General features: G+C 62.6%; 13 protein-coding genes. 10 read left to right on the forward strand and 3 right to left on the reverse strand.

Annotation, left to right across the window (positions count from 1 at the left end):
- Positions 1–2: 2 nt before the first annotated feature.
- From tviB to NCS28_RS30495, 9 genes are all read left to right on the forward strand, one after another.
- Entirely contained in the window at positions 3–1,280 is a 1,278-nt protein-coding gene (gene tviB / locus NCS28_RS30455) for a Vi polysaccharide biosynthesis UDP-N-acetylglucosamine C-6 dehydrogenase TviB (RefSeq protein WP_250517508.1), read from the forward strand.
- A 116-nt stretch (positions 1,281–1,396) separates the two neighbouring features.
- Entirely contained in the window at positions 1,397–2,608 is a 1,212-nt protein-coding gene (locus tag NCS28_RS30460) for a glycosyltransferase family 4 protein (protein ID WP_250517509.1), read from the forward strand.
- On the forward strand, positions 2,601–3,674 hold the full coding sequence (locus NCS28_RS30465; RefSeq protein WP_250517510.1) for an SDR family oxidoreductase: 1,074 nt from the start codon (positions 2,601–2,603) through the stop codon (positions 3,672–3,674). Before NCS28_RS30460 ends, NCS28_RS30465 begins: the two co-directional genes overlap by 8 nt.
- Positions 3,671–4,837: a glycosyltransferase family 4 protein gene (locus tag NCS28_RS30470; protein ID WP_250517511.1), complete on the forward strand. Its 1,167-nt coding sequence runs from the start codon at positions 3,671–3,673 to the stop codon at positions 4,835–4,837. The genes NCS28_RS30465 and NCS28_RS30470 overlap by 4 nt, the downstream gene beginning before the upstream one ends.
- A gap of 10 nt (positions 4,838–4,847) precedes the next feature.
- Entirely contained in the window at positions 4,848–6,011 is a 1,164-nt protein-coding gene (locus NCS28_RS30475) for a glycosyltransferase family 4 protein (protein WP_250517512.1), read from the forward strand.
- Positions 6,011–7,030, forward strand: a complete 1,020-nt coding sequence (locus NCS28_RS30480; protein WP_250517513.1) for a glycoside hydrolase family 55 protein — start codon at positions 6,011–6,013, stop codon at positions 7,028–7,030. Before NCS28_RS30475 ends, NCS28_RS30480 begins: the two co-directional genes overlap by 1 nt.
- Positions 7,031–7,076: 46 nt before the next feature.
- Positions 7,077–8,159, forward strand: a complete 1,083-nt coding sequence (locus NCS28_RS30485) for a hypothetical protein (RefSeq protein WP_250517514.1) — start codon at positions 7,077–7,079, stop codon at positions 8,157–8,159.
- 5 nt (positions 8,160–8,164) lie between these two features.
- Positions 8,165–9,175, forward strand: coding sequence for a polysaccharide deacetylase family protein (locus NCS28_RS30490; protein ID WP_250517515.1), 1,011 nt, complete (start codon positions 8,165–8,167; stop codon positions 9,173–9,175).
- A gap of 119 nt (positions 9,176–9,294) precedes the next feature.
- The gene (locus NCS28_RS30495; RefSeq protein WP_250517516.1) at positions 9,295–11,232 is read left to right on the forward strand and encodes an acyltransferase family protein; all 1,938 of its coding nucleotides are present in this window, start codon (positions 9,295–9,297) and stop codon (positions 11,230–11,232) included.
- A gap of 25 nt (positions 11,233–11,257) precedes the next feature.
- On the opposite strand, the gene murJ is transcribed toward NCS28_RS30495, so the two are convergent.
- Complete coding sequence (gene murJ, locus NCS28_RS30500; RefSeq protein ID WP_502801256.1) at positions 11,258–12,625, reverse strand: murein biosynthesis integral membrane protein MurJ; 1,368 nt, start codon at positions 12,623–12,625, stop codon at positions 11,258–11,260.
- A gap of 181 nt (positions 12,626–12,806) precedes the next feature.
- Positions 12,807–13,370, reverse strand: a complete 564-nt coding sequence (locus tag NCS28_RS30505; RefSeq protein ID WP_250517518.1) for a serine O-acetyltransferase — start codon at positions 13,368–13,370, stop codon at positions 12,807–12,809.
- Between the two features lie 1,131 nt (positions 13,371–14,501).
- Here NCS28_RS30505 and NCS28_RS30510 point away from each other — a divergent pair.
- A complete protein-coding gene (locus NCS28_RS30510) occupies positions 14,502–15,719 on the forward strand; it encodes a hypothetical protein (RefSeq protein ID WP_250517519.1) in 1,218 nt (405 codons plus the stop codon).
- A gap of 76 nt (positions 15,720–15,795) precedes the next feature.
- Here the strand turns inward: NCS28_RS30510 and NCS28_RS30515 are convergent, their stop codons facing one another.
- Entirely contained in the window at positions 15,796–16,971 is a 1,176-nt protein-coding gene (locus tag NCS28_RS30515) for a GDSL-type esterase/lipase family protein (RefSeq protein ID WP_250517520.1), read from the reverse strand.
- Positions 16,972–16,993 lie beyond the last annotated feature (22 nt).

Here is a 16,993-nt window from a genome sequence, read left to right on the forward strand (position 1 = left end):
ATATGTTCTCGCCGCATGAGTTGAAACTCGGCATCGTGGGCCTGGGCTATGTGGGCCTGCCGCTTGCCGTCGAATTTGGCAAGCTTCACCCTGTCGTGGGCTTCGATATCAACCGCGCGCGCATCAACGCGCTGCGCGAAGGCCGCGATGTGACGCTCGAAGTCGACGATGCCGAGCTGGCCTCCGCAACCTTGATGCAGTACAGCGCCGAAGTCGAAGACTTGCGCAGCTGCACGGTTTTCATCGCTACCGTGCCCACGCCGATCGATCACTACAAGCGTCCGGACCTCTCGCCGCTGATCGGTGCGTCGACGACCATCGGCAGCGTGCTGAAGAAGGGCGATGTCGTCATTTATGAATCGACGGTGTATCCCGGCGCGACCGAGGAAGAATGCGTGCCCGTGCTCGAGAAGATGTCGGGCCTGAAATTCAACGAAGACTTCTTCGTCGGCTATAGCCCGGAGCGGATCAATCCGGGCGACAAGTCGCACCGTCTGCCGGACATCAAGAAGGTCACGTCCGGTTCGACGCCCGAAGTCGCCGATTTCGTCGACGAGCTGTATCGCGGGATCATCACCGCGGGCACGCACAAGGCGAGCAGCATCCGCGTCGCCGAGGCTGCCAAGGTGATCGAGAACACGCAGCGCGACGTCAACATCGCGCTCATCAATGAACTGTCGATCATCTTCAACAAGATGAACATCGATACCGAATCCGTGCTGCTCGCGGCCGGCACGAAGTGGAACTTCATCCCGTTCCGCCCGGGCCTCGTCGGCGGCCACTGCATCGGCGTGGACCCGTATTACCTCACGCACAAGGCCCAGGCGATCGGCTATCACCCGGAGATCATTCTCGCCGGGCGGCGTCTGAACGACAGCATGGGCAACTACGTCGTCTCGCAGCTCGTGAAGACGATGACCAAGCGCGACATCGCCATCTCGGGCGCGCGCGTGCTGATCATGGGCCTCACCTTCAAGGAAAACTGCCCGGACCTGCGCAACACGCGCGTGGTCGACATCATCGCCGACCTCAAGGAATACGGCGTACAGGTCGACGTGTACGACCCGTGGGTGTCGAAGGAAGAGTCGCGTCACGAGTACGGCATCGATCCGATCGAGCAGCCGGCGAAGGGCGCGTACGACGCGATCGTGCTTGCCGTGGCGCACCGCCAGTTCGCCGATGAAGGCGCCGAGGGCATTCACGCCTACGGCAAGGCGAAGCACGTGGTGTGCGACCTCAAGTACATTCTGCCGCCCGAGGCGAGCGACATGCGTCTCTAAGGTTCGGTGTCATCGGCGCGAGCGCCGATGCAGCCGTCGCACAACATCGCCGCGGTTCGGCCCTCGACATTCGGGGGTTGCCCGCGGCGATGTCAACCGGACGTCCGGAGTTCGCAATGAAGATGCCCAAGGTAGTTCTGTACGCCAACACCGATTGGTATCTATATAACTTTCGTCTTTCGTTCGCTCGCAAACTGCGCGATGCGGGTTTCGACGTCATTCTGTTATCACCCGACGGCGAGTACGGCCCGAAGCTGCGCGATATCGGTTTTCGCTGGCATGCGGTGCCGATGAACCGTCGCAGCCTGAATCCGCTTCGCGAGCTGGCGCTCGTGCTGTGGCTCGCGCGCTTCTTCCAGCGTGAAAAGCCGCAGCTCGTGCATGGCTTCACGATCAAGAGCGCGGTGTACGGCTCGTTCGCGAGCAAGCTCGCCGGCGTGCCCGCGCGCGTGAACGCGGTCGCGGGCATGGGCTACGTCTTCACGAGCCGCGACCTCAAGGCGCGTATCCTGAAGCCGGTCGTGCGCCAGGTGATGCGCACGGCGCTGAACGGCCGCGACAGCATTCTCGTCCTGCAGAATCCGGACGACATCAAGCTGTTCGAAGCCGCGCGCATCGTCGAGACGAAGGGGATCCGCCTCATCAAGGGATCGGGCGTCGATCTGACGCGCTTCAAGGTGCGCGAGGAATCGGCCGACGATGCGGCCAAACCGCTGCGCATTCTGCTGGCGGCGCGGCTCGTGTGGGACAAGGGCATCGAAGAATATGTGGAGGCGGCGCGTATGCTGCGCCGCGAGAATCGCACCGTGCGCTTCCTCCTCGCGGGCTCGCCCGATGACGGGAATCCGGCGTCGGTGAGCACGGCGATGGTGCAGGGCTGGGTGAAGGAAGGGCTGGTCGAATGGCTCGGTCATGTGAGCGACATGCCGAAGCTCTTTACCGAAGTGGATGTGATGGTGCTGCCGAGCTATCGCGAAGGCTTGCCGAAAGCGTTGATCGAAGCCGCCGGTTGCGCGCTGCCGCTGATCACGACGGATGCGCCGGGTTGCCGCGAAGTGGTCAGCGAATCGGGCGTGGATGGCTTGCAGGTTCCGGTGCGCGACGCCCGCGCGCTCGCCGATGCGATCCGCCTGCTCGACGACGACCGCGCGCTCGCGAGAAAGCTCGGTCTCGCCGCGCGGGAAAAGGCACTGAAGAATTTCGACGAACGCATCGTCATCGAGAAGACGCTGGCCGTGTATCGCGAGCTGGTGCCCTCGATCGCGATAGAAGGCGAGCGCCGCGAACACGCCGCGCCCGTCGGTAATCTTGGAGACTTTCATGTCTGATCGTTACGAATCGATCCGCCAGCAATTGACGCGCACGCCGCGCAAGTGGCTGATCACCGGCGTCGCCGGGTTCATCGGCTCGAACCTGCTCGAAGCGCTTTTGAAGCTCGATCAGGAAGTCGTCGGCCTCGACAACTTCGCGACGGGCCATCAGCGCAATCTCGACGAAGTGCGCTCGCTCGTGAGCCCTGCGCAATGGAACCGCTTCAGCTTCATCGAAGGCGACATCCGCAATCTCGACGATTGCCGCGCCGCGGTGAAGGGCGCCGCGCACGTGCTGCACGAAGCCGCGCTCGGCTCGGTGCCGCGTTCCGTGAACGATCCGATCACGACGCACGAAGTCAACATCAGCGGCTTTCTGAACATGCTCGTCGCCGCGCGCGACGCGAAGGTGGAGAGCTTCACCTATGCGGCGTCGAGCTCGACGTACGGCGATCATCCGGGCTTGCCGAAAGTCGAAGATCGCATCGGCCAGCCGCTGTCGCCGTACGCCGTGACGAAGTATGCGAACGAACTGTACGCATCGGTATTCGCGCGCACGTATGGCCTGAACGCCATCGGCCTGCGTTACTTCAACGTGTTCGGCAAGCGTCAGGATCCGGATGGCGCCTATGCCGCCGTGATTCCGAAGTGGACGGCCGCGCTCATCGACAACGAGCAAGTGACCATCAACGGCGACGGCGAGACGAGCCGCGACTTCTGCTTCATCGACAACGTCGTGCAGATGAACATTCTCGCGGCGCTGTCCGATGCACAGGCGCGCAACCAGGTCTACAACGTCGCCGTCGGCGACCGCACGACGCTCAATCAGCTCTATGAGGGCCTCAAGCGCGTGCTCGCCGAGAACGGCGTGGTGAACGACGGCAGCCCCGTGTACGCGACGTTTCGCGCGGGCGACGTGCGTCATTCTCAGGCCAACGTCGACAAGGCCGCGCAGTTGCTCGGCTACGCGAATGCCATTCCGCTCGCGGACGGTCTCGCGATCGCGATGCCCTGGTACATCCGCTTCCTGTCCGGGCGGCGGGCCGAGCCGGTCGAAGCCGAAATGGCGGCGAGGACCGCATGAAGATCGTCGTTTTCATCTACTCGATGCACGGCGGCGGCGCGGAGCGCGTCACCGCCAATCTCGCGAACGAGTGGGCGGCGCTCGGCTGGGACGTGACCGTCGTCACGCTGACGGCCGGCGAGGGCGATGTCTATCCGTTCCATCCGCGCGTGAAGCGCATCGAGCTGGGACTCGCGGGCGGCGTCGAAGGCGGCGGTATTCTGCGCACGGCGCTGTCGAACATAAAGCGCGTCCTCGCCTTCCGCAAGGTGCTGCGCGAGACCAAGCCGACGGTCGCGCTCGGCGTCATGGCGACCGCCAACGTGCTCGCCGTTCTCGCGGGCATCGGCCTGCCGTACAAGATCATTGCGAGCGAGCACACGCATCCGCCGAGAGCGCCGCTCACGCCGTTCTGGGAACGGCTGCGCCTGCTGACGTATCGTTTCGCGGACAAGGTCGTCGCGCTCACTGACGAAACGCGCGACTGGATCGAAACGCATTGCCGCTGCACCGACGTGAAGGTGATTCCGCCGCCGTTCACGCTGCCGATCGCGCGAACGAATCCGGTCATCGAACCGCGCAGCGTCGTCGGCGACGAGCGCCGCGTGTTGCTCGCGGTCGGACGGCTGTCGCCGGAAAAGGGCTTCGACAGCCTCATCGATGCATTCAGGAAGATTGCCGGCGCGCTGCCGCAATGGGATCTCGTGATCGTCGGCGAAGGCCTGGCGCGCGCGAGTCTCGAACGGCGCGTCGAGGAAGCGAAGCTGCGCGGCCGCGTGTTCCTGCCGGGCCGCGCGGGCAACGTCGCGGACTGGTACGAACGCGCGGATCTCTACGTGCTGAGCTCGCACTTCGAAGGCTTCTCGATGACCCTCGTCGAAGCGATGGCGAGCGGCTGCGCGGCCGTCAGCTACGACTGCGATTCCGGGCCGCGCGTGATCGTCACGCACGGCACGAACGGCCTGCTCGTGAATCCGGTCGGCGATGCATCCGCGCTCGCGAAGTCGCTCGAAACGCTGATGCGCGACGACGCCGAGCGTCATCGCATGGCGTTGCGCGCGACCTCGGTCAACGAGACCTTCGCGCTGCCGAAGACCATCGCGCTGTGGCAGGAAGTGTTCGAAGAGTCGGGCGTGAAGGTTCCGCTGCGCGCGGATCTGCGCGTTCCCGTTGCCGAGCGATGAGGAGCCGCCGATGAAAATCATGCTCGTCGTCAGTTCGATGGGAAGCGGCGGCGCTGAGCGCGTCGCGGCTTCGCTCGTCAATGCTTGGGCGCAGCGCGGCGACACCGTGACGCTCGTCATCACGTACAGCGGCCGCGGCGCGTGCTTCTATCCGCTCGCGGAAAACGTGCGCTGCATCTTTCTCGCCGATCTGGTGAAGGCCGGCGCGCGCATGCTGCAATATCCCGCGCGGTTTCGGGCGTTGCGCGGGTTGATCCGCGAAAGCGCGCCGGATGTCGTCGTGTCGTTTCTATCGAACGTGAACATCACGACGATCCTCGCCACGCGCGGGCTCGGCGTTCCGGTGATCGCGTGCGAGCACATCGATCCTTCCGCCGATGGCCGCTCCCAGCTCATGAGCCAGATGTGCCGCTTCGTTTATCCGAGCGCGGATCTGCTCACGCTGCTCACGGACAACATGGAGGCATCGTTCAGAAAGATGGTGCCGCGCGTGAAGCGCATCGAGGTGGTGCCCAATCCGCTGCCGGACGAACTGCTGCTGTTGGAGCCGGGGACGGTCGAAAAGAGCGCGCGCAAGCGGCTCGTCGCGGTGGGGCGTCTGAACACGCAGAAGCAGTTCGATTTGCTGATCGACGTATTCGCGACGCTCGCGCCCGAGTTCCCGGACTGGGACTTGTGGATCTGGGGCGAAGGCCCGGAGCGTGCCGTGCTCGAAGCGCAGGTCGCGCGCTTGCAGATGGGCGAGCGCGTGCTGATGCCCGGCAAGACCACGAGTCCCTGGGAAGAAATGGCGCGCTCCGAGGCCTTCGTGCTGTCGTCGCGCTATGAAGGCTTGCCGATGGCGATGCTCGAAGGCATGGCGCTCGGACTTGCGACCGTCGCGTTCGATTGCAAGAGCGGCCCGCGCGAACTGACGCGCGACGGCGAAGACGGCGTGCTCGTGCCGCCCGGCGACAAGGCCGCGCTGATCGATGCGCTGCGGCGCGTGATGTCGGACGAAGCGTTGCGCGCCGAGCTCGGACGCAAGGCGGCGGCTTCGGTGCGGCAACGCTATTCGTCGCACGCGATCCTGCGCCAGTGGGACGGCATCTTCGCGCAACTCGGCGCGCGCACGCGTGGCGACGAGCTCAAGAGCACGGCTTATCGACGCACGATCACAGGAGAGAAAGCGTAATGGTCGACCGGCGACGCGTGATTCACTCGCTGCTGATGGGCGCCGTCGCCGGCGGATCGGGCGCGCTCGGCCTGAACGCGCGCGCGGCCGAGCGGCGCGATGTCGTCACCGACAAGTCGTTCGGCGTGAAGGGCGATGGCAAGACCAACGACCGCGCCGCGCTGCAAATGGCCATCGACCGGTCCGTCGACAAGACGCTTCTGATCACGGGCAAGTGCCGCATCGACGACAAGGGTCTCGATCTGCGCCGCGACAGTCACGTGCGTTTCGCGCCGGGCGCGTCGATCAAGCTGCTGCCGCACGATACGTCGTTTTATTCGATGTTTCGCATCTGGGACGTGAGCAACGTGCTCGTCGAGAACGCGGTACTGGACGGCAGCAAGGAGCTGAACGCCGCCAAGCCGGAACTGCGCGAGAACGGCCACGGCATGGGCTTTTCGATTGCAGGCAGCACCGAAGTCACGTTGATCTCGCCGAAGACGGTCGGGTGCTGGGGCGACGGCATCTATATCGCCAACAGCTACAACGTGCCGTTCAAGTACAGCAGCGGCATCCGCGTGGTGAATCATCATGCGGACCGCTGCCGCAGGCAGGGTCTCTCGATCATCAGCGGGCGCAATATCGTGTTCGAGAATCCGCTGTGGGAGAACATCGGCGGCACGCAGCCGGAAGCGGGGATGGACGCGGAGCCGAACAGCAACGCCGACATTCTCGAGAACATCCGCATCGTCAATCCGACGACACGCAAATGCAGGTACGGGATCATCGTCTGGCTGGAGGAGATCGTGGGGCCGATGCCGAAGCATGTCGATATCGGCATCACGAATCATCGCGACGAGGGTGCGAGCGATGCCGCGTTCGCCGTGTCGTCGCTGAAGCTGAACGGACGCAGGGTATCCGGCCAGATCGCGAGCCATTCGCCGACGTGGGTCAGCCCGAGGATGTCCACCGTGGAGAGCCTCGATTACGACAAGGCGGGACCGAAGATCGTCGTCACCAACCTGAGGCTCGTGCCATGACAGCCGCGCCCACGGACAATAACTAAAGCGTATAAAGGCCAAAACGATGCAAGCAACGACAATGGACAACACTGCGCAGCAAAGCGCACCACCGAAGCGAGTACGCGGATTCGCGTACTTCATGACGCCCTCCGGATGGGCGTTCCTGGTGCTCGCGACCGCCGCGATTTCTATCGTCGCGTTCCGCGAGCGCAGCGTCGGGCTGATCTTCGACCAGGAAGCGTACATCCAGTACTTCCGCTCGACGGACTGGCACTGGCTCGTGCAGTTCTATCAGAACCGCCAGTCGGACATGGGCTTTCTCATCAGCCTGATCACCGAGGAGCTCGGCTGGCGCTCGTGGGTCATCCTGCTCAACGCGTTCGGCGTGACGCCCGAAGGCGGCATCCGCACGACGGTCGTGCTTCTCAATCTGATCGTGATGTATTCGCTGCTGCAGACGCGGCGACCGCTCATCGGTTTGCTTCTGTGGCTCGTCATTCCGTATGCGCTCGCCACGGTCGGTCTGTTCCAGATCCGCCAGGGCTTCGGGCTCGCTATCGCGATGCTGTTCGCATGCCGCTTCAATCGTCCGACGCTCGGCATGGGCCTCGCGAGCTTCGTGCACACGACCTTCGCGGTGCCGACCGCGTTGCTGCTTGCTGCGGGTTTCGGCGGCGAGAAGAAGCGCTCGATCATCATCGTGAGCGCGGCGGCGGTCGTGCTGGCGTCGGCGGCGAAGTTTCTGTTCGCGACTTACGGCGGACGCCGCATCGACGAATACACCGGCTATCAGGAAAACTTCACGATCAAGCTGCTGGCGCTGCTGTTCTTCTACACGATGGCGTCCGTCATGGTGCTGTACTCGTCGTGGCGTTCGCCGGAAACGAAACGCGAGATCAACTACACGCGTCTGTCGATCATGCATTTCGGCCTGTTCGTATATCTCGTCGTCGCGTTCTTCGTGTTTCCGTTCGCGAAGGGCCGCGTCTGGTATTGCGTGCCGCTGCTGCTGCCGTTCCTCGCGCCTGAGATCAAGTTCAAGAACGCGGCCGTTCTCGTCATCACTTTCGGTGTGTTCGTGGCCGTCGCCGCCGACGCAACGAAGAGTTATTTCGAAGGCGTCTACAACTACTTCCTGATGCCCTGACGACGATGTCCTACTTCCTGATTTCGCTCGATTTCGAATTGATGTGGGGCGTGCGCGACCATCGCACGATCGCCACATACGGAAAGAACATCCTCGGCGTGCGCGAGGCGATACCGGCCATGCTCGCGATGTTCACGAAGTATCGCGTGAAGGCGACATGGGCGACGGTCGGCATGCTGCTCTTCGATAACAAGAAGGACCTGCTCGCGAATCTGCCCGACATTCGCCCGACCTATAACGATGCGAAGCTCAGTCCGTACACGAACGGCTACATCGATTCGATCGGCGCGGACGAGAAAAGCGATCCGTATCACTACGGCCTGTCGCTCGCACGTCAGATCGTCGATACCGAAGGCAGCGAACTCGCGAGCCATACGTTCTGCCATTACTACTGCCTCGAAGCTGGGCAGACCAGGGCGCAATTCGCCGCCGACATGCAGGCGTCGGTCGCGTCGATCCGGCGTCTCGCCGATGCGCCCGCGAGCATCGTGTTTCCGCGCAATCAGGTGAACAACGCGTACCTTTCGGCCTGCGCGGAAGCGGGGCTGATCGCGTACCGCGGCACCGAGCGTAGCTGGATGTATCGCGAAACATCGCGCGCCGATGAAGCCGCGCTGCGCCGCGCCGCGCGTCTCGCCGATGCCTATATCAATCTCTCGGGCGATCACGCGTTCGATCCGCGCCCGTCGCGCGGGCTCGTCGACGTGCGCTCCAGCCGCTTCCTGCGTCCCTATGCGCGCAACAAGGATGTGCTGGAGTGGCTGCGCATCCATCGGATCAAGCAGTCGATGACCTCGGCCGCGCGCACGGGACGCTCGTTTCATTTGTGGTGGCATCCGCATAACTTCGGCGCGAATCTCGCCGAAAATCTCGCGGTGCTCGAAGCGGTGCTCAAGCATCAAGCGTATCTGAGAGACACCTACGGCATGCAGCCCGCGACCATGGCGGAAGTCGCGCGCGCGACGCAATCCGAAGAGAGCCGGCTTGCGGAGATGGAATTCGGCCTGTTCGTTTGACGAAGCACGAAGTAACAACAAGACACTAGAAAACACCCGCACCGCGGGCGCGATGCATTGGCGTTGGCCATTGCATCGCGCCGGCGCGTGCGCGGGATAAGAACAAAGGGGGAAGTGCGATGAATTTTCGTAACGACATCAACGGACTGCGCGCGTTCGCGGTCCTCGCAGTGGTTCTTTTCCACTTCGATGTGCCCGGCTTCAAGGGCGGCTTTCTCGGCGTCGATGTGTTCTTCGTGATCTCCGGCTACCTGATGACGAGCATCATCTTCAGGCGTCTCACGAAGGGCAGGTTCTCGGTGATCGAGTTCTATGCCGATCGCGCGCGGCGCATCATTCCGGCGCTCGCGTTTCTCTGCTTCGCGCTCGTCGTGCTCGGCTGGCTCGTTTTCCTGCCTTCGGAATTCCGCGCGTTCGGCAAGGCGGCGGCATCGAGCCTCGGGTTCTTCTCCAATATCGTCTACTGGCGCGAAGCGGGTTACTTCGATGTCCGCTCGCACCTCAAGTGGCTGCTGCACACGTGGTCGCTTTCCGTCGAGTGGCAGTTCTATCTCTTGTACCCGCTCGGCATTCTGCTCGTGCGCAAGCTGTTCGGGCGACGCGGGACGGTGATCGCACTAATCGGCGTCGCGCTGGTGTCGCTTGGGGCATGCGTCTATCTTTCCGATCCGACGAAATGGCCGACAGCCGCGTTCTTCCTGCTGCCGACGCGCGCATGGGAAATGATCGCGGGCGGTCTCGTGTATCTGTTCCCGGTGACGCCGCGCAGGCTCGTGCGCCGCACGATGGAATTCGCTGGTCTCGCGATGATCGTGTACGGCACGCTCACCTTCAACGAAAACAACGCATGGCCCGGCTATCTCGCGCTCGTGCCGGTGCTCGGCACGGCGCTCGTGATCCTCGCCGCGCGCAAGCATTCGATCTTCACGTGCAATCCGCTCGCGCAGTTCATCGGCAAGATTTCGTATTCGGTCTATCTGTGGCACTGGCCGTTCGTCGTCGCGCTCACGTACTTCGACAAGGAAGGCTCGCTGCCCTGGCGCGTGAGCGCCATCGCGGGCGGCTTCGTGATTGGCTATCTCTCGTACGCGCTCGTCGAGTCGAAGACGAGGAAGCCTTCGCACAACGAAGAGATGCGCGCGTTTCCGAAGTTCATCACGCTTCGCCCCGTTCTCGTCTTCACGCTGCTGCTTGCGATCGGCGGCGGCAGCATCTATGCGAGCCAGGGCGTGCCGAATCGCTTCGACCGTTCCGTGTTCATTGCCGATAGCGAGACCTACGATACGAATCCGCATCGCACGAAGTGTCACATGATGATCGATCCGTGCGATGTCGCGAGCAAGCAGAAGGATAGCCGCGTGGTGGTGCTCGGCGACAGTCACGCGGAGGCGGTCGCCGAAGCGGTCGTCGATGCGGTGCCCAACGGCAAGCCGGACGATGTCCTGCTCATCACGATCGAAGGCTGTCCGACGATCTACGGCATTCGTCGCGGCAATGGCGACTGCTTCGATCAGGACCGCAAGTACATCGATATCCTGAGCCGCGATCAGACCGCGAAGACGCCCGTGATCATCGCGAATCACTGGTCGCAGTACTGGTCGGGTCCGTCGACGGAGGATTATTCGTTCGTCGATCCCGAGCGGCCCGCGCAGACGCCCACGCCGTTTTCGACGGAGTCGTATCGCGAGCACTTGCTGTCGACGGTCTGCCGCATCTCGAAGATCCGGCCCGTCTATCTTGTGGAGCCGATTCCGGAATTCGACTTCAACGTTCCGCTGATGCTCGCGCGCGAGAAGATGAAAAATCCGCACGCGCCCGATCTGTCGATCACGCTATCCGATTACGTCGAGCGCAACGGCGGCTTGTTGCAGGCGATGCGTCAGGCTCACGACCAATGCGGCATCCATCTGCTCGACCCGCGCCCGTATCTGTGCCCGGACGGCAAATGCATGGGCTCGCACGACGGCCGGCCGCTCTATTCCGACTTTCATCACATGAGCGAATACGGCAACCGCTTCCTCGTGCCGATGTTCCGGCGGGTCTTCGAGCAGAGCTGAGCGCGCGCGCAATGGGGTGAGTGTTTCATTCGGGCGCGCGATTGCCGGTGAAGGGCGGCGCGAAGCGCGTCCAGAAGATGTAGCTCGCAAGCACCGCGATCGCGCCGATTCCCGTTGCGAGCAGCACGCCCTGCGCGCCATAGACACGCACGAGTATCACGTTGCCGACGATCTTGGTCGCGAAGCCGATCAGCGAAATGACTGAGATCGCCCGATAGCGCGTCTCGCTCGCGAACAACTGCACGAGCACGCACATGCCGAAGTAGAACGGTACCTGCAGCAGCCCGTAGCGGAAGAGCGTGGTGACGGCGATGGTGTCGTCGGCGGTGAAAGCGCCCTTCTGAAACAGCAGCTTGACCACATGCGGCGCGAGCGCATACGCAAACAGTCCGCCGACGAGACCGAGCACCGTCATGATGCCCGACCACTTCAGCGCCGTGCTGCGCGCGCGCGCATGATCGCCGCGATGAAGAATTTCCGCGAGAATCGGCAAGGTCGCCCGCGTGATCGCGAGCGCGCCCATGCTGAGCACGAGCGAGAGCAGCCGGTTCGCGTAGCCGAGCGTCGCGATGGCGCCGTCGCCTTGCTGCGCCATGAAATACTGATCGATGGGAAGCCAGAGACTCGCGACGACCGAGCCGATCATGAGCATGCCCATCGAACGGATCGTCGACGGCCATTGCTTCGCTCGCGCCGATACGCGTGGCAGCGCGGGCATCGTGTCGGCGCGTTTGGCCAGCACGCGCAGCCACGCGGCCTGCACCACGAAGCCGAGCGACGTGCCCAGGACGAGCGGCATGATCGACGTGTTGTTGCGCGCGGCGAGCACGAACACCAAGAGGCCGATGGCCGGCACGCATTCCAGCAACGTGTTGATGTGCTTGCCCGAAGCCTGAAGACGCGACGACGAGATGCAGATCGTGAAGGTCAGCACGCCGACCGGCGTCATGCTGATGATCATCTCCCAGCACATGTCGCGCGTCGATTCGGCGAGACTGCCCGCGATGACATCGGCGAGATAAGGCCAGAACAACCAGAGCAGGAGAGAGGACGCGAGGCCGAGCACGAGCCCGAGGCCTTCGAGCTCGCCGAGAAAACCGTCGCGCTGCGACTTGTCTTCCTTGAGCGACACGAGCGCGGGTACGAGCAGCACCGCGAGCACGTTCGTGAGCATCGACGGCAGCCAGGTGACGAGCGTGAGCGCGAACTGATACGCGTCGACGGTGCCGCTGATTCCATAGCGATACGCGATCGCCATTTCCTTCGATGCGCCGATACATTTCCCGGCGATCACGAATATCAGGAGGACCACCGCGCTTCTCGCGATTCGCTTGTGATCCTGATGCACTCCGCCGAGACGTCGTCTTACCGATTGGACAGCTGCGCTCAGCACGTGTACTCCTCCTGCGTTGGAGCCTTTCGTCGCGTGGCTCGACGTCAGGATGAAATCGCCATGCGATCAGATGCGCGGAAGCCGGCGGCTTTCGCGCGAGAGTGAGGAGCATGCACGAAAACGGGCGCCCCGACTGTTCGCCAAGGCACCCGCCAACACCGGTTATGGCGCGCTGTCTTTCCTACGACGATTGAGCGTTCCAGGGATGCCGGATGTAGCGCGCCGCGCGATTGAGCGATGCATCTTCCGCGAGGATCCGCGCCGGGCAGCCGGCCACGGTCACGTTCGGCGGAATGTCCTTCGTCACGACGCTGCCTGCGCCGATCGTGACGTTATCGCCGATGGTCACGTCTTCGACGATGCAGACGTTCGGCCCGATATACACGTTGTTGCCGATCGTCGCGGCCTTGCCGTGGTTCGAACCGATCGTCACGCCCTGCGAGACGTTGCAGTTCGCGCCGATGACCGTGGTCGGATTCACCACGAGCGAGCCGACGTGACTGATATAGAAGCCCGGGCCGATCTTCGTGCGCGGGCTGATCACGAACCCGAACTTGCGCTGCTTCAGGCGGACGACATGGTTGAGCACGAGCTGCACCGGCCGCGACGACGCCGCGCTCGCGAGCCGCAGCCAGAACATGTAGTTGAACCCTTCGTTGAGCACCAGCTGCTCGAGGAGGAGCATGAAGCTGTACTCGCCGCAATAGCGGTAAAGGTCGCTCTTGATCAGATCGAAGGTTTTCATTGCCGCGTTTCTTTTTGTTGGCGTGGACACTTGCAGGACTTCGGCCCGGCGGTCCGGCTTCGTCACGAAGCACGGCGAACGGCACCGCGCTAAGACTAATGATTTCGTCTGGCGCAATCGGTGCGAAATGGAACATATGCCCGGTCGGCGAGCGTGAAAAGCTTTCCGGCGTCGCGCATTTTGTCTGCTGAATAAACGATTTTCTTTAATCAGATTATTAGCGATTTCTCTTGAGCCCAGACGGAGAAGGGACGTCGGGCGTTTCAGGCCGTCCGCGTATAAACCCGATAAGGGTATTCCCCGTAGGGTCTTTCGTCTTTCATTAGAAAAAAAGTTTGCGGGCTGCATTTACAAAATCTAAATGTTCAGTCGAAAAGCGCGAAAGGTCACTTTCATTTTGTAATTTTTGCTTGTACCGCGATATGCGCTTGGTAATTCAGAATCGCGCATTGAGCATTATCGGCAAAATGATCGGTCAATAAAGCGAAATAATCTGCGGATTAGTATTCATTTCGGCATACGAAAGGCGCTCCGTCAGGCCTTGCGGGGCCTTCGCGAAGGGTGCGTCGCGGACGCGTCGAGTGAACGTTCGTATTCTTAACACCGATTGTTCAGATGAATGTTAATCGTCGTATCGAATGCGGTTTAAAGTGGTGTTATTCGTCTACCGTATTAACAATTAAAAAGCCTTAGATTAATTCACTCTTCAAAGAATGAAACAGAAAATGTCCCGCATTAAAGCGCTGAAAAAGCAAAATAAAAAGTTACAAGCGTACATTCTGTAACAAGTCGCGGGTAGAAATGCCCCGTGACAATCTGTAGTATTAATAAAAGACGGTAATTACTTCCGTCAGATTTCAGTGCTTGGCTGGTGCGTCCGCGGGTCGGCCAAGCATGGGGTGAATGGGTTTTCCGGAATATCTGGTTCCTCAATCCCGAAGTCGCTCTGTTTTTCGCCGAGATGCCTTTCGGAGTCGCCATGTGCGGCTGTCGAGCGCTGAGCGGCGCAATCGTTTGCGCCTGCTTTATTCGCGTTGGTCATCTCACCGCCCATAAAGAAACGTTGCGTGCGGCCGATGTCGCAGGAACGGGATCGCCCGTCGATAACGCACGACCAAATTGGAAAGAACAATGCTTCCGAACACCACTCAGGCAGACACCCAGGCAGACAACACCGTCGTCGACACCCGTATTGCAACCCGTCGCAAGCTGCTGACCTCGCTCATCGCGGGCAGCGGCGCGTTCGTCCTCGCCGCATGCGGCGGCGGCGGCGATGGCGGCGCGGCCGATTCCGTCGCGGATCGCTGGAGAAGGAAGAACAACGGTGGCGCCTCCTCGGCGACGCCCGCGAGCTCGGCTTCGTCCTCGACGCCCGCCAGCGCGGCGGCTCCCGCCAGCGCGGCCACGCCGGCCAGCTCGACTTCGGCCGCGGCCGACAACACCGCCGGCACCATTGCCGCTTCGTCGTTCGGCGTGAAGGCCGACGGCAAGACCAACGACCGCGCCGCGCTGCAGGCCGCTATCGACGGTTCCGTCGGTCAGATCCTGCTGATCTCCGGCCAGGTCCGCATCGACACGACCGGTCTCAAGCTGCGCACGAACAGCCACATCCGCTTTGCGTCGGGCGCTTCGATCAAGCTGCTGCCGCACAACGCCGACATCTACCAGATGATGCTCATCGAAGACGTGAGCAACGTCATCGTCGAAAACGCGTATCTCGACGGCAGCAAGGAACTGAACTCGGCTTCGGGCGGCGAGCACGGCATGGGCTTCTCGATCCTCGGCGGCCAGAACGTGCACCTCATCGCGCCGACCACGATCAACACGTGGGGTGACGGCATCTACATCAACGATAGCCAGTCGAAGAAGAACACGCCGACGTACAACCTCACCGTCGACAACCACAAGGCGGACGGTTGCCGCCGCCAGGGCGTGTCGATCATCTCGGGCGACACGATCACGTTCAACAGCCCGATTTGGCAGAACATCAACGGCACGGCGCCGGCGTGCGGTCTCGATTTCGAACCGAACGACAACTCGGCCGTGTTCAAGAGCATCACGATCAACAGCCCGACGACGGCGAACTGCAAGGGCGGCGGCATCAACGTGTGGTTCGGCTCGCTGCCGGGTCCGATCAGCAAGACGGTCACCATCGCGATCAACAACCACGTCGACACGACGAGCCCGGGCGGTTCGTTCGCGGTGCAGGGTCTGTCGCTCGACGGCTACATCGTCAACGGCCAGATCAGCAGCTCGAATCCGAAGTGGAAGTACCCGCTGATCGTCGAGCAGTGGGACAACTCGGGTCCGCGCATCAACGTCACGAACCCGACGATCGTCAAGTCGTAATCGGCGACGAACGCAAAACGCCATGCGGAAGAGCATTTCCGCATGGCGTTTTTTGCGTTTTTGCCGCGCTTGCCGCTTACTTGAACCAGCCGGGATTCACCGAATTGGCGATGGCCTGCAGCCCCGCCTGATTCGGATGCAGATGATCGCCGCTGTCGTACGCGCCGAGCATGACGGGCGGATTGGCGGGATCGCCGAGCGCGGCGGCCTGATCGAGCACGGCGTCGCATCCGCTGTCGGCGGTGGCGACGAACGCGTTCACCGCCGCACGCGTCGCCTCGATGTCCGGCGTCCACGACGACACGCCTTCGAACGGCGTGAGCGTCGAGCAGATCACGCCGACGCCCGCCGCGTGCGCGCTCTGCGCCAGTTGGCTGAACGCGCCGTTCAGACGGGCCGCCGTCGGCGGCGCGCCACCGATGAGGTTGTTGACCGCGTCGTCGGAAATGATCACCCACTTCACGTTGTACTGGTCGAGCACGTCGCGCTGAAAGCGTGAAAGACCCGCCTCGCCCGAATCGTTCGTAAAGAAGTCGTTGCCGGAAATGCCCTGGTTCAGCACGCCGACCGTCATGCCGGCTTGCTGCAGGCGCGCGGCCAGCAGGTTGGGCCAGCGGCCGTTGGTGTTCGGCTGCGACGCGATGCCGTCGGTGATCGACGCGCCGAACGCGACCACGGCGCCTGTCGCGCTGGCGTTCTGCACGACGACGTCGGTGAGAAAGTAATAGGACTGCGCGCCCAGTGCGTTGACCACGCCGCCCTTGAAGTCCGGGTCGGCGCTGACATCGCCGGGCGCGACATATACGTCTTGCAGCCCTTCCGCATGACCGGTCGTTTCGCTGGGCGTTTGCTGCGGCAGATACGCACTGACGACGATGTCCGTGAGCGCCGGCACCTGGAACGCGAGCGGATCGCTCATCATCACGCGGCCCGGCGGGATCGTGACGAAGGGCTGACCCTCGAAGGTGACGGCCTTGTCGGTGCCGGGCACGGTGCGCTGCCCGCTCGCCCGGAGCGCGACGCGCACGTTGCCGATCACGAGCGGATCGCTCCCGTACAGGTTCGAAAACTGCACGCCGACAGCCGTCCCGCCGATGCTCGTGTGCACGATCTGCCGGATCGTCTGATTATTGAAGCCGCCGCTTCCGGTGATCATCGGCGCGGTGCTCCATGTGCCGGTCCACGGCAAGGTGGCGCTGATGCTCTGGGCAAAACTGGACGATGCAAGCGGGAGGGCGAGCGCACTGGCCACGAGGGCGCGCCTGACGCGAGGA

Origin of the sequence: Caballeronia sp. INDeC2 (genome assembly GCF_023631325.1) — a bacterium.
In the GTDB taxonomy this organism is placed as follows: domain Bacteria; phylum Pseudomonadota; class Gammaproteobacteria; order Burkholderiales; family Burkholderiaceae; genus Caballeronia.

Coding starts and splice junctions, on each gene's coding strand:
- NCS28_RS30490 (WP_250517515.1), top strand. CDS start 8,165: ATGTCCTACTTCCTGATTTCGCTCGATTTCGAATTGATGTGGGGCGTG.
- tviB (WP_250517508.1), top strand. CDS start 3: ATGTTCTCGCCGCATGAGTTGAAACTCGGCATCGTGGGCCTGGGCTAT.
- NCS28_RS30460 (WP_250517509.1), top strand. CDS start 1,397: ATGAAGATGCCCAAGGTAGTTCTGTACGCCAACACCGATTGGTATCTA.
- NCS28_RS30465 (WP_250517510.1), top strand. CDS start 2,601: ATGTCTGATCGTTACGAATCGATCCGCCAGCAATTGACGCGCACGCCG.
- NCS28_RS30510 (WP_250517519.1), top strand. CDS start 14,502: ATGCTTCCGAACACCACTCAGGCAGACACCCAGGCAGACAACACCGTC.
- NCS28_RS30495 (WP_250517516.1), top strand. CDS start 9,295: ATGAATTTTCGTAACGACATCAACGGACTGCGCGCGTTCGCGGTCCTC.
- NCS28_RS30505 (WP_250517518.1), bottom strand. CDS start 13,370: ATGAAAACCTTCGATCTGATCAAGAGCGACCTTTACCGCTATTGCGGC.
- NCS28_RS30475 (WP_250517512.1), top strand. CDS start 4,848: ATGAAAATCATGCTCGTCGTCAGTTCGATGGGAAGCGGCGGCGCTGAG.
- NCS28_RS30480 (WP_250517513.1), top strand. CDS start 6,011: ATGGTCGACCGGCGACGCGTGATTCACTCGCTGCTGATGGGCGCCGTC.
- NCS28_RS30470 (WP_250517511.1), top strand. CDS start 3,671: ATGAAGATCGTCGTTTTCATCTACTCGATGCACGGCGGCGGCGCGGAG.
- NCS28_RS30485 (WP_250517514.1), top strand. CDS start 7,077: ATGCAAGCAACGACAATGGACAACACTGCGCAGCAAAGCGCACCACCG.